Origin of the sequence: Comamonas brasiliensis (assembly GCF_018292285.1) — a bacterium.
Classification (GTDB): Bacteria; Pseudomonadota; Gammaproteobacteria; order Burkholderiales; family Burkholderiaceae_C; genus Comamonas; species Comamonas brasiliensis.
In genome coordinates this window covers 182,889-194,976 of sequence record NZ_JAANES010000003.1, presented here as the reverse complement: position 1 = coordinate 194,976, position 12,088 = coordinate 182,889, and the positions used below count along the sequence as shown (strand labels likewise).

Here is a 12,088-nt window from a genome sequence, read left to right as displayed (position 1 = left end):
ATCCGCTTATCCATAAAGCGCTGTTAGCTATCAAAATTATATTGAAATCAATATGAAGGTCATAGGCTTTGCCGGATATTCGGGCGCGGGCAAGACGGCCCTGGTCGAGGCGCTGGTGATGCTGATGAGGCAGCGCGGGCTGCGGGTCTCGGTCATCAAGCATGCCCATCATGACTTTGATGTGGATCGCGAAGGCAAGGACAGCTGGCGTCACCGCAAGGCGGGAGCCTATGAAGTGCTGCTCGCGTCCGACAGGCGCATGGCGTTGATGCGCGAATACGAGCAGCCCGCGCAGCCCAGCGTGCACGACATGCTGGCGCAGCTGGACCCCAGCGTGGACTGGGTGCTGGTCGAAGGCTTCAAGCATGGCGAGCTGCCCAAGATCGAGGTCTGGCGTCAGCAGCAGGACAGGCTGGACAAGGGCAAGAGCCTGGAGCCGCTGTTTGCGCACGACCCTCGGGTGCTGGCCGTGGCCACCGATGCTGCCCGGGATCTGCCGCAAACGCCTGTCCAGCCCGTGCTGGACCTGAACCAGCCCCAGCTTGTGCTGCAATGGCTGCTGGCGCATTCGGATTCTCTGCAATACAAGAACTAAGGAAAGACACAGCAATGCAAGCATCACAGACGCCCCGCAAGCCGCTCAAGCCTCTGGACGAGGCCCTGCAGGAGCTGCTGGCCCATGCCCGGCCCCATGCCGGCGCACAGCTGGTGGACACCTTCGATGCCGATGGCCGCGTGCTGCTGCAGGCCGCCGTCTCGCCGCTGCAGGTGCCGCCTCAGGACAACTCGGCCATGGACGGCTATGCAGTGCGCGCCGCCGAATGCGCGGGCGGCACGGCGGTGCTGCCGGTGTCGCAGCGCATTCCCGCCGGCACCTCGCCTGAGGCCCTGGTTGCAGGCTCCGTTGCCCGCATCTTCACGGGCGCGCCCGTGCCGGCCGGGGCCGATGCCATCGTCATGCAGGAAGATTGCGAGTTGCTCGAGGACGGCCGCGTGCGCATCAAGGCCGAGCCTCGTGCCGGCCAGTGGATTCGCCGTGCGGGTGAGGACATCACGCAGGGAGCGACCGTGATCGAGGCCGGCACCCGCCTCACGCCGGCCCACCTGGGTCTGGCCGCCAGCATGGGCTTTGCCCGCCTGCAGGTGGCACGCAAGCCGCGAGTGGCCTTGTTCTCTACCGGCGATGAACTGGTCATGCCCGGCACCGTCGCTCCGCAGGACATGCCGGCGGGCAGCATCTACAACAGCAACCGCTTCTTCTTGCGTGCATTGCTGCTGCGCATGGGCTGCGAGGTGACGGATCTGGGCATTGTTCCCGACGACCGCGAGGCCACGATTGCCGCACTGGCCGATGCCGCCATGGACCACGACGTGATCGTCACCAGCGGCGGTGTCTCCGTGGGCGAGGAAGACCATATCAAGCCTGCCGTGCAGGAGCTGGGGCAGCTGGATCTCTGGCAGATCAACATCAAGCCCGGCAAGCCTTTTGCCTACGGCCGCGTCAATCGCGAGTCCGGCACAGGCTTTGCGCATTTCATCGGGCTGCCGGGCAACCCGGTCTCCAGCTTTGTCACCTTCCAGGTGCTGGTGCGCCCCTTCCTGCTGCGTCTGCAGGGCGTTGAGAACGTGCTGCCACGAGCCATCTCGGCGCGCGCCGATTTCGAGTGGCCAAAGGGCGACAAGCGCAGAGAGTTTCTGCGGGTGCGCTACAACGAGCGTGGCGGGCTGGAGTTGTTCAGAAACCAGAGTTCGGGGGTGTTGACTTCCACGGCCTGGGGCGACGGTGTGGTGGACAATCCCGCAGGCACCACGATTGCCATGGGAGACAGCGTGCGCTTTATCCCGTTTGCCGAACTCATGGCCTGATGGAGTTGGAGATGAAGACCGTTACGATTCGATATTTCGCCTCGATTCGGGAGGCCCTGGGCACGGGCAGCGAAAGCCTGCAGACTCCGGCAGCCACCGTGGGAGCATTGCGCGAGCAACTGATGAGCCGCAGCGATGCGGCTGCCCAGGCGCTGGCTGCCGGCAAGGCTGTGCGCATGGCGCTGAACCAGGATATCTGTGATGCAGATGCCGTGCTCAGCAATGGCGACGAAGTGGCGTTCTTCCCGCCTGTGACGGGCGGCTGATTAGCCTTGCCGCCTGTTGCCTCACACACCGCTGCTGTGCTGTTCCCAGCTCCGGAGTCATATACCCATCTCTAATGCCATGACCGAAACCGCCGATCCGCCCACGCCCGAAGTCAATCCCGAGATCAGCGCCCGCACCCGCAAGGCGTTGGCCGAAGCACGTGAGCGCGGCGTCAAGCTGGGTACGGCCGGTGCGGCCAATATCCGCGCCACGGTGGAAAAGCGCAAATCGGCAGCCGATGCCTTTGCCAGACAGCATGAAGCGCTGTTTGCCGCGTTGCAGGAACAAGGACTGACCCATCGCGCCATGGCGGCCGAACTCAATGCACGGGGTATTGCGGCGGCCAAGGGCGGCGAGTGGACCCATGGTCAGGTGCAGCGCATTCTGAACCGCTATGCGGACTGGAAGGCTGCCGACTCGGCTCAGGCCTGAAGCCGTCAGACCGATCCTCGAGCCGAGCCGTGCTGCGTCTGCTGCACGGCTTTTTTGATGGGGTAGCAGAAAAGCTGTCAGGCCACGCGGCGCGCAGGCGACAGCTAGGGGTTCAGGCGGCCTGCTGCACGACGGCTTGCTGCCTTGTGGCTGCCAGTGCCAGCAAGCCCAGCACGATCAGCATCAGACCATAGCCATAGGTGGTGGGCACCAGCCCCAGGCTTTGGGTCAGCAGCCCTGCGGCGATGGCAGGCAGGCTGAAGGCCAGATAGCTCAGCACATAGATGGTGGACAGCAGGCCGCCGCGTTCATGCGGCTCGGCCAGCGGCAGCACGCTGCGCAGCGCGCCCTGAAATCCCACGCCAAAGCCCGCGCCGGCAATGACGGAGGCTGCCACCATCAGCGTCAGGCTGTGGCTGGCCACGCCCAGCAGCAGTATCACGATGCCCAGCGGCAGCACCGAGCCGCCAAAGCGCAGCATGCGCTGGGCCGTCCAGTGGCGCAGCAGCCAGATGGCCGCCGCGGCGCTCAGGGTGTTGATGCACACGGCCAGGCCTGCCATCAGGGTGGAGCCGGTGATCACGCGCAGCAGGGTGGGGCCTAGAGACAGATAAAAGCCTGCCAGCGCCCAGGCGGCGATATCCAGCGGCGCCATACGCAGGAAGGCCGGGCGGATATGCGCGGGAAGGCGGATGCGAGGGCGCATGGAGGCCAGGGCTCCGCTGCGGCGGCTGACGGTTTCAGGCATCACGGCAATGGCCCAGGCTGATGCGGCAAAGACCAGCAACAGCCACCAGTAGATCTGATGCAGCCCGTCATGGCCGTGGCTGGCCAACTGGTTGGCGCCGAACACGCCGGCTGCCATGCCGATCATGGGAGACAGGGTGTTGATCAGCGCACCGCGTTCGCGGTCCATATCGAGCAGGGCCGCGCCCAGGGCCGCACTGGCCATGCCGGTGGCAAAGCCCTGCACTACGCGAGACCAGAGCAGGGCTTGCGCATCCTGTGCATGGGCAAACATCAGCATGGAAACTGCCTCCAGTCCCAGGGCGGCAAGAATGACGGGGCGTCGTCCCAGGTAATCGGACAGTGCGCCCATGGTGAGCAGGGCGACGAGCAGGCTGAAGGCGTAGACCGCGAAGATCAGGGTCAGCATGCCCGACGAAAAGCCCCAGGCCTGCTGGTAGAGGCGATACAAGGGCGTGGGAGCGCTGGATGCCGCCAAAAAGCTGGCCAGGGTCAGGGCGACAGCAGCCATATTGCGGGTGCTGGACACCGCAGTCAGGGATACAGAGGATGTGGACATGGAAAAGCAGGCTCCGCTACCATAAAAGCAAATTTTTTGCGTTTGCGTATTCTGCGTTAATTTCTTATTAACGCAAATATTTAGCTTTAATGACCATGATTGCAAAAGACCCAGTCCAATCCCGGCCGGGCGGGCGCAGCTCCCGTGTACAGGCCAGCGTGCATCAGGCGGTGAGGAAACTGCTGGAGCACATGCCGCGCGAGGAGCTGACCTTCCCCCTGATAGCCACCGAAGCCGGCGTGACGCCTTCCACGCTGTACCGACGCTGGGGTGACCTGCCGCAACTGCTGGCCGACGTGGCGCTGGAGCGCATCCGTCCCATTGCCGAGCCTGCGGACACGGGCAGCCTGCATGGCGATCTGCAGGCCTGGACCGAGCAATACATCGAGGAAATGGGCTCGCCTCTGGGGCGCACCTTGCTGCGCGATACCTTGGTGGCGACCCAGGAAGACCAGGTGACCTGCGCCTGCGTGGACATCATCCGCGACCAGCTTGGCATTGTGCTGAGTCGGGCCGGGGCGCGTGGCGAGTCGGGTCCTGATGTGGACACCATGCTGGACCAGCTGGTGGCACCCATCGTCTATCGCATTCTTTACGGTCTGCAGCCCGATGTGGCTTTCGGGCGCAAGCTGGTCGACCACCTGACGTCCGAGCAGGCCTGAGGCGCTTGCTCTAGAATCGCGGCTCACAGGTGCAAAGGGGCGCCTGCCCGCACAAGAGGCTCTCACCCTTGCTTTAAGCAGCGTGTTCACGCTCGATCGATGTTCTGTCAGACCATGGTTGTTCTAAGGGCCCAGCGCGGGAGGCTCCGATGCAACCTGGAGCACTGTCATGACTTCACCTCTTCTTCCCCAGGCGCGGCGCGCGCTGGCGCGGGACTACAAACAGGCGTTTCCCGCCATGGGTATCTACGCGGTGCGCTGCGATGCCGCCGACTTGTTGCGCCTGGGTGCCAGCCGCAATGTGGACGCAATGCTCAACCGCCTGCGGTTCGAGCTGAGCAATGGCTCCCGGCGCGATGCGGCACTGGCCCAGGCCTGGGCCCGCCACGGCGCACAGGCATTCCGTTTTGAAGTACTGGACCGCGTGAAGGAACGCGACGACCCCTTGTTCGACTATGACGCCGAACTTCAGGCCCTGCTGTCCCTGTGGCAGCAAGAGCTGCAAGGGGTGCAGCCATGAGCAGCGAAGCCGTGAATGCCATGAGCTCAGGCCAAGCGCTGCCCGCTGGTGCTGCAGCCATTGACCCGTCGGGTTCGGCCATGGAGGCAAGTTCTGTTTCCGGATTCCTGTCGCAGCAGGCCCTGGTCGACGAGATCAAGGTGCGTGCCCGTGTGCGCTTGAGCCGTGCGCGTCGCGAGGGGACTGGGGGCTCGGCCACCTTGCGCGACCACTTGCATCAGGCGGCGCGCGAGGTCGGCTTTGCCGGCTGGGAGCAGGCGCGTCGGGTGCTGGGAGCGCTGGCGGCACCGGGAGATGACATGGGCAGCTTCTGGCATGTGCCGCGTAGCGGCATTCTTCTGCACATCTGGTTCAGCGAGCATGCACAGGCGCGCAGCGTGCTTGCACAGCAGGCGGATGGTTTTTTGCTGCCTTATCGGCGCCAGTGCTTCATCGTGCAAGCGCCATTCATCGAGGCCTTGGGCTTGAACCCGGTCGACCCGGCCTGGTCCGTCATCGGGCGCGATCTTGTCGCTGCCTATGGAACGCCTGCCTGGCGGGCCCTGGCCTGGCAGCGTCTGCATGCGCCTGCCGGAGCCTTCTGATCTAGCTCCGGAGTTTGAAGCGAAAAATGCTGATCTAAAGCGCTAGAAACCGGTTTCGCCCGGGCTTTCAGGCCCGGTCTGCAGGAGCGGAGAACTGCGGTGCACGCCATTCCAGCAGCTCGGCCAGACGCTGCACGATCCAGCCCGCCTCAAGCGCCGTGACGACCGAGCCCTCCGCGGCCAGGCCCGCATGCATGCCCAGCAGCACCTGTTCTTCGGAGGAGTTGCCCGAGTGATAAAGCGTCTGTGCCTGCTCGGTCAGATGGCTTGCCAGGTCTTCGCATAGCTCATAGCGTGCGACGACCTCGGCAATCGGGGCGGAAAGCTTGCCGCTGCGTGTGCGAAACAGCTCGGCAAAGCTGGGCGGCGGCTGAATCTGGCTGGTGTCGTCCATAGAGCCTCGACCTTTAGCTCGGTTCGAACAGGCGTTCGAAACGCTCGATGTCCACGGCCAGCTCGCAGGTAATGAGCTGGCCCGATTTGTTGTCGCGCTTGCGGTGGGCGGCAAACAGCGTGGCCTTGCCCTTGAAGTTGTAGTCGGGCAGATGGATCAGCTCGTAGGGATAGGGCACAAAGAGCTGGAACTCGAAGATCATCCGGTGCTCGTTGCGCGGAGATGGGTACAGCGTGTACTCCGGCAGATTGATGGTTTGTGTGGCCATGGCGCAATGCTAATGCGCCGGACATGCCCATGCTGGCCTGCGACAATGCAGGCATGACTGCCTCACGTGTATCCATTCAGACCCAGGACTTTGACCTCTCGGCCGAGATTGCCGCCTTGCGCGCCGGCGATGCACGCGTGGGCGCCGTCTGCAGCTTTGTCGGCACAGTGCGCGACCGCAACGAGGGCGATGCCGTCTCCAGCATGGAGCTCGAGCATTATCCCGGCATGACCGAGAAGTCGATCGAAGCCATCATCGACAAGGCCGTGGCGCGCTTTGGCATCTATGGCGCGCGCGTGATTCACCGTATCGGCCTGCTGCAGCCCATGGAGCAGATCGTGCTGGTGGCCGTGACCAGCGCCCACCGCGGCAAATCCTTCGAGGCCTGCGAATACATCATGGACTATCTGAAGTCCGAAGCGCCGTTCTGGAAGAAAGAGCAGACCGGGCAGGGCGCTCGCTGGGTGGATGCGCGTGTCAGCGACGAGCAGGCATTGGCGCGATGGCAATAATTCTATGAATTGATAGCTGCTTTCGCATTTATTCATTGAGTTTCAGTTGGAAAATCATCTGAGGCGAAGTAAATAAGAGCGGTAGATGCTATGCTTTTTGTAGATCGCTCGGCTGCAGCCAGCGGGGTGGTTTGAAGACCAGCACATTGCCGGCCATCACCAGGGCCAGGCCCAGCAGTCCCACAGCAGTCCATTCATAGCCTTCCACCATGGCCGAGATATTGAGCGCCACTATGGGGAACAGCACCGTGGCATAAGCGGCTTTCTCGGGGCCCAGTCGACCCACCAATGTGAGGTAGGCAGTAAAGGCAATCACCGAGCCGGGAATGGCCAGATACAGCAGTGCGCTTGCATATTGCGGGCTGGTGTCAAAGTGCCAGGGCAGACCGGCGATCAGTGCATACGCCACCAGCAGCAGCGTGCCGGCCAGCATGCCCCAGGCATTGGTGTGCAGCGGCTTGTAGCCCAGGCCCTGCAGCGATGCAGAAAGCATGTTCCCGCAGGAAAAGCACAGCGTTCCACCCAGCGCCCACAACAGACCTTGCCAGCTGGCGTGCTGACCTTGTTGCAGCTCTGGCCAGAACAGAATCACCAGACCCGTCAGGCCCAGAGCGCTGCCTGCGAGCACATTGGGTGCAAGCCTGCGGCCATGGATGACTCGCGCCAGAAATGCATTCCAGATGCTGGCACTGGAGAACACCACGGCAGCCAGACCGCTGGTCAGTGTCTCGCTGGCGTGCATGAAGCAGACAAAGTTCAGGCTGAACAGGCATAGTCCCTGGCCCAGCACGCGTGGAATGGCTGCGCCGCGGGGGACGCGCCACTGGCGGGTCAGCAGCAGCCAGGCAAAAAGCACCAGGGAGGCAAGACCAAAGCGGTAGGCGATGGACAGCTCTACGGGTACGCTGCCCAGCTGCATCTTGAGAGCGATCCAGGTGGAGCCCCAGATCAGCACGACCAGGGCGTAAAGAGGTAAAAGCATGGCAAGTCTTGGTGCTTGGAAGAACCAGATCTTGCGCGCCTGGATTGGCTCTGCATTGCACATTCCTGCGGTTTTGTGGCGCTGCAGCAAGCGCGGCCAGATGGCAGGCGCCACAATGCAGGCATGCCCGCCAGCGCTGTATCCGCCCCATTGCATCTGAGTCATGTACTGGCTCGGTCACGCGCCCGGATCAGGCGCCGAGCGGGTTTGAGTCAGTCGCTGGAATTGGCAATCTGGACCAATCACGATGATGAGGTGCACTACCGCCAGCAAGGCCATCACACGCTGTCTGTCTATCTGGCCGGAGGTCGGGGATCGCAACTCAAGGACGATGCACTGGCTCGGGGCGAAGCAGGGCGCTTTTGCGTTCTCCCTGCCGAGCATGAATCGCGCTGGCTGGTGCGTGAGCCCGTGCAGTTTCTGCACCTGTATGTCTCTGATATTGCCTGGGCCGACCGTGTGGTGCGCCTGCTGGATGCCGAGCCGCGCAGCATTACGCTGACACCGCAGATTTATTCCCAGGATCCAATCTATGCGCAATGGTCGCAGGCGCTGTGGCGATTGGACTGGAGTGAGGCTCACGACATATGGCAGGCGGACTGCCTGAGCCAGCAAGTGCTGGACCGGCTGGTGCTGCAATCGGCGGCGCCTTGGCAGCGGCACAAGCTGCTGAAACCGTTGGGTGGCCTGTCATCCACGGCCCGGCGCAAGGTGCTTGACTATGTGGAGGCTCATCTGGCCGACAGCAAAGCCCTGAGCTTGCCTGCGCTGGCGCAGGTCGTGGCCTTGTCCGAATATCACTTTGCCCGTATGTTCCATCAAAGCATGGGTTGCACCGTGCATGACTGGGTCATGCAGCGGCGTCTGCAGCAGGTCTGCGCCCGCCTGCAGGGCAGCGCAGGCGGTGCAAGAGGACGCACGCCGCAGCTTGCATGGCTGGCCGCCGAAACGGGGTTTGCCAATGCCAGTCATTTGCTGCGCAGTTTTCGCAAGCACTATGGGCTTACTCCTACGCAACTGGCTCGGTGCTGGCGCGATGCTTGAACTTGATATACCGCAAGCAGGGCGGTTGCGGATCTGCTTTTTGCTGTTTTTTGCGCATTCGGGTCTTGAAACCCCCTGTTTGACTATCAGATAAATGGCAATGAATCTGATTGGAGCGAAAGCGACAAACCATGCGAATTGACAAACTGACGACCAAATTCCAAGAAGCCTTGGCCGACGCGCAGTCCCTGGCGCTCGGTGCTGATCAATCCACCATCGACCCTCTGCACCTGCTGGTGGCCATGCTGCGCCAGGACGACGGCCCGCGTGCACTGCTGCAGCGCGCCGGCGGCAATGTGCAACAACTCAAGAACCTGGCAGAACAGGCCATGGCTGATCTGCCGCGCGTGCAGCAGCAAGGCGATGTGCAGGTCGGCTCCGAGCTGGCCCGTCTGCTGCAGGCCTCGGAGAAAGAAGCCCTCAAGCGCGGTGACCAGTTCATCGCCAGCGAGCTGTTTCTGCTGGCGCTGGCCGATGCCGCAGGCTCGGCCACGCGTGCCGGTGCCTTGCTCAAGCAAAGCGGCGTGAGCAAGTCCAGCCTGGAAGCGGCCATCAATGCCGTGCGAGGAGGTCAGAACGTGGACAGTGCGGAAGCCGAAGGCCAGCGCGAAGCGCTCAAGAAATACACGCTGGACCTGACCGAGCGTGCCCGCAGCGGCAAGCTGGACCCGGTGATTGGCCGCGACGATGAAATCCGCCGCGCCATCCAGGTGCTGCAGCGCCGCAGCAAGAACAACCCCGTGCTCATCGGCGAGCCCGGCGTGGGCAAGACTGCCATTGTCGAAGGCCTGGCCCAGCGCATCGTGGCCGGCGAAGTGCCCGAGAGCCTGCAGAACAAGCGCGTGCTGTCGCTGGACATGGCCGGTCTGCTGGCTGGTGCCAAGTACCGCGGCGACTTCGAGGAGCGCCTCAAATCCGTGCTTAAGGAAATCGCACAGGACGAAGGCCGCATCATTCTTTTCATCGACGAAATCCACACCATGGTGGGTGCCGGCAAGGCCGATGGCGCCATGGACGCCGGCAACATGCTCAAGCCCGCACTGGCGCGCGGCGAGCTGCATTGCGTGGGTGCGACCACGCTCGATGAATACCGCAAATACATCGAAAAGGATGCAGCGCTGGAGCGCCGCTTCCAGAAGGTCATTGTGGATGAGCCTTCGGTGGAGGACACGATTGCCATTCTGCGCGGCTTGCAGGTGAAGTACGAGGCGCATCACAACGTCGATATCACCGACCCCGCCATCGTTGCCGCTGCGGAGCTGAGCCATCGCTACATCACCGACCGCTTTCTGCCTGACAAGGCTATCGACCTGATCGACGAGGCTGCGGCCAAGATCAAGATCGAAATGGACTCCAAGCCCGAGGTGATGGACAAGCTCGAGCGCCGCATGATTCAGCTCAAGATCGAGCGCGAAGCCATGAAGCGCGAAAAGGACGAGGCTTCGCAAAAGCGTCTGCAGCTGATCGAGGAAGAGCTGGAGAGCCTGGAGCGCGAGTACGCCGACCTCGAGGAAATCTGGAAGGCCGAGAAAGCCAGCGCACTGGGCTCGGAGCAGATCCGTAAGGAAGTGGATCAGCTGCGTATTCAGATCGAGGAGTTCAAGCGCAAGGGCGATTTCAACAAGGTGGCCGAGCTGCAGTACGGCAAGCTGCCCGCACTCGAAAAGCAGCTGCATGAGGCCCAGGCCAAGGAAGAAGGCCAGGATGGCGCGCCGGCCAACAAGCTGCTGCGGACCCAGGTCGGAGCCGAAGAGATTGCCGAGGTGGTGAGCCGCGCCACGGGCATCCCCGTGGCCAAGATGATGCAGGGCGAAAAAGACAAGCTGCTGCACATGGAAGACAAGCTGCACGAGCGTGTGGTGGGCCAGGAGGAGGCGATCTCGGCTGTGGCCAATGCCATCCGGCGCTCGCGTTCGGGCCTGTCAGATCCCAACCGCCCCACCGGCTCCTTCCTGTTCCTGGGCCCCACGGGCGTGGGCAAGACCGAGCTGTGCAAGGCGTTGGCAGGATTCCTGTTCGACAGCGAGGACCATCTGGTGCGCATTGACATGAGTGAGTTCATGGAAAAGCACTCTGTGGCACGCTTGATCGGTGCGCCTCCCGGCTATGTGGGTTATGAAGAGGGCGGCTACCTGACGGAAGCCGTGCGCCGCAAGCCCTATAGCGTGCTGCTGCTGGACGAGGTGGAAAAAGCCCACCCCGATGTCTTCAATGTGTTGCTTCAGGTTCTGGACGATGGTCGATTGACCGACGGCCAGGGGCGCACGGTGGACTTCAAGAACACCGTGATCGTGATGACCAGCAATATCGGCTCGCATCTGATACAGGCCATGGTTGGCGAGGATGCCGATGATGTGAAGGAAGCGGTCTGGGGGGAACTTAAAAACCATTTCCGACCCGAATTCTTGAACCGTATCGATGAAACCGTGGTCTTCCATGCACTGGATGCCAAGAACATCGAGGCGATTGCCAGGATTCAGTTGAAGTTGCTGGAAAGCCGTCTGCAGAAGATGGAACTGAGCATGCAGGTGTCCGAGCAGGCCCTGGCCGAGCTGGCCAAGGTGGGCTTCGATCCCGTGTTTGGTGCCCGTCCGCTCAAGCGCGCCATCCAGCAGCGTATTGAAAACCCGCTGTCCAAGTTGTTACTCGAAGGAAAGTTCCCGCCCAAGAGTACGATAGCTGTGACAGTCGACCCGGTGAATGATCCCGGGGTGTTCCGGTTCGAGTCCGCAGGCACTGCCTGAGGTCCCGAACCCTAGAAAGAGGTATTGCTTTGAACGATTTCGCCGCCACTGCAACCCGTTGGGCCGTCCGCATCATGCTGATGCTGGTGGGCCTGGTGTTCTTCCTGTGCCTGATGGCCGTGGCCTGTCTCATCGCCCTGGCCTGGGGCGTGCGCGCCCTGTGGGCCAGACTCACGGGCCAGCCCGTGGTGCCCATGAGCATGGGTTCCATGAGTCCTTTTGCCGGTTGGCAGACGGTGTACCGCTCGGGAGCCGAGTGGATGGCGCAATCGTCGGGCAATGCCGATGCCAAGAAGGATGGGCGTGAAACCCGCGGGCGCCGCGGCGTTCTGCCCGGTACCGGCGATGTGACCGATGTGCAGCCGCGTGAGGTGCACGAGTCGTGATGACAAGCGCTTGCGCAGGCTTCATACTTTGGAGCCAGTGAGGCAGCAAAGGGCCGCAGGCTGGTTTCGCGGTCAACACACAAGAGCCTGTGCAGTGTTGCATCAGGCTCTTTTTTTACGC

15 protein-coding genes are annotated in these 12,088 nt (G+C 62.5%); 11 read left to right on the top strand and 4 right to left on the bottom strand.

Annotation, left to right across the window (positions count from 1 at the left end; all coding sequences use genetic code 11):
* The first annotated feature begins 52 nt into the window (after positions 1-52).
* The 4 genes from mobB to DJFAAGMI_RS13545 all read left to right on the top strand — a co-directional run bounded on the left by mobB (position 53) and on the right by DJFAAGMI_RS13545 (position 2,565).
* Positions 53-595, top strand: coding sequence for a molybdopterin-guanine dinucleotide biosynthesis protein B (gene mobB, locus DJFAAGMI_RS13560; protein ID WP_211457545.1), 543 nt, complete (start codon positions 53-55; stop codon positions 593-595).
* A 14-nt stretch (positions 596-609) separates the two neighbouring features.
* On the top strand, positions 610-1,866 hold the full coding sequence (locus DJFAAGMI_RS13555; protein ID WP_211457544.1) for a molybdopterin molybdotransferase MoeA: 1,257 nt from the start codon (positions 610-612) through the stop codon (positions 1,864-1,866).
* 11 nt (positions 1,867-1,877) lie between these two features.
* Positions 1,878-2,132: a molybdopterin converting factor subunit 1 gene (gene moaD, locus DJFAAGMI_RS13550; RefSeq protein ID WP_039049984.1), complete on the top strand. Its 255-nt coding sequence runs from the start codon at positions 1,878-1,880 to the stop codon at positions 2,130-2,132.
* A gap of 79 nt (positions 2,133-2,211) precedes the next feature.
* A complete protein-coding gene (locus tag DJFAAGMI_RS13545) occupies positions 2,212-2,565 on the top strand; it encodes a recombinase family protein (protein WP_211457543.1) in 354 nt (117 codons plus the stop codon).
* A gap of 112 nt (positions 2,566-2,677) precedes the next feature.
* Here the strand turns inward: DJFAAGMI_RS13545 and DJFAAGMI_RS13540 are convergent, their stop codons facing one another.
* The gene (locus DJFAAGMI_RS13540; RefSeq protein WP_249334311.1) at positions 2,678-3,871 is read right to left on the bottom strand and encodes an MFS transporter; all 1,194 of its coding nucleotides are present in this window, start codon (positions 3,869-3,871) and stop codon (positions 2,678-2,680) included.
* A gap of 95 nt (positions 3,872-3,966) precedes the next feature.
* Here DJFAAGMI_RS13540 and DJFAAGMI_RS13535 point away from each other — a divergent pair, with 95 nt between their 5' ends.
* The 3 genes from DJFAAGMI_RS13535 to DJFAAGMI_RS13525 all read left to right on the top strand — a co-directional run bounded on the left by DJFAAGMI_RS13535 (position 3,967) and on the right by DJFAAGMI_RS13525 (position 5,637).
* Entirely contained in the window at positions 3,967-4,533 is a 567-nt protein-coding gene (locus DJFAAGMI_RS13535; protein WP_249334309.1) for a TetR/AcrR family transcriptional regulator, read from the top strand.
* A 169-nt stretch (positions 4,534-4,702) separates the two neighbouring features.
* Positions 4,703-5,053 (top strand): GIY-YIG nuclease family protein, encoded by a 351-nt coding sequence (locus tag DJFAAGMI_RS13530; RefSeq protein ID WP_211457541.1) that lies wholly within the window; start codon positions 4,703-4,705, stop codon positions 5,051-5,053.
* A complete protein-coding gene (locus tag DJFAAGMI_RS13525) occupies positions 5,050-5,637 on the top strand; it encodes a hypothetical protein (RefSeq protein WP_211457540.1) in 588 nt (195 codons plus the stop codon). The genes DJFAAGMI_RS13530 and DJFAAGMI_RS13525 overlap by 4 nt, the downstream gene beginning before the upstream one ends.
* 67 nt (positions 5,638-5,704) lie before the next feature.
* On the opposite strand, the gene DJFAAGMI_RS13520 is transcribed toward DJFAAGMI_RS13525, so the two are convergent.
* Together DJFAAGMI_RS13520 and DJFAAGMI_RS13515 are read right to left on the bottom strand one after the other, a co-directional pair.
* Positions 5,705-6,031: a hypothetical protein gene (locus DJFAAGMI_RS13520; RefSeq protein ID WP_211457539.1), complete on the bottom strand. Its 327-nt coding sequence runs from the start codon at positions 6,029-6,031 to the stop codon at positions 5,705-5,707.
* Between the two features lie 13 nt (positions 6,032-6,044).
* A complete protein-coding gene (locus DJFAAGMI_RS13515) occupies positions 6,045-6,299 on the bottom strand; it encodes a hypothetical protein (RefSeq protein WP_003057869.1) in 255 nt (84 codons plus the stop codon).
* A gap of 53 nt (positions 6,300-6,352) precedes the next feature.
* Between DJFAAGMI_RS13515 and DJFAAGMI_RS13510 the strand changes: the two genes are divergently transcribed.
* Positions 6,353-6,811, top strand: a complete 459-nt coding sequence (locus DJFAAGMI_RS13510; RefSeq protein ID WP_211457538.1) for a molybdenum cofactor biosynthesis protein MoaE — start codon at positions 6,353-6,355, stop codon at positions 6,809-6,811.
* An 88-nt stretch (positions 6,812-6,899) separates the two neighbouring features.
* Here DJFAAGMI_RS13510 and DJFAAGMI_RS13505 read toward each other — a convergent pair whose 3' ends face one another.
* Complete coding sequence (locus DJFAAGMI_RS13505) at positions 6,900-7,793, bottom strand: DMT family transporter (protein WP_211457537.1); 894 nt, start codon at positions 7,791-7,793, stop codon at positions 6,900-6,902.
* Positions 7,794-8,018: 225 nt separating this feature from the next.
* On the opposite strand from DJFAAGMI_RS13505, the gene DJFAAGMI_RS13500 reads away from it, so the two are divergent.
* The 3 genes from DJFAAGMI_RS13500 to DJFAAGMI_RS13490 all read left to right on the top strand — a co-directional run bounded on the left by DJFAAGMI_RS13500 (position 8,019) and on the right by DJFAAGMI_RS13490 (position 11,967).
* A complete protein-coding gene (locus DJFAAGMI_RS13500) occupies positions 8,019-8,837 on the top strand; it encodes a helix-turn-helix domain-containing protein (RefSeq protein ID WP_249334307.1) in 819 nt (272 codons plus the stop codon).
* 131 nt (positions 8,838-8,968) lie between these two features.
* Positions 8,969-11,581 carry an ATP-dependent chaperone ClpB gene (gene clpB / locus DJFAAGMI_RS13495; RefSeq protein ID WP_043006280.1) on the top strand — a complete coding sequence of 871 codons (2,613 nt, stop codon included), beginning with the start codon at positions 8,969-8,971 and terminating at the stop codon, positions 11,579-11,581.
* Positions 11,582-11,610: 29 nt separating this feature from the next.
* Positions 11,611-11,967, top strand: coding sequence for a hypothetical protein (locus DJFAAGMI_RS13490; RefSeq protein ID WP_211457536.1), 357 nt, complete (start codon positions 11,611-11,613; stop codon positions 11,965-11,967).
* Positions 11,968-12,088 lie beyond the last annotated feature (121 nt).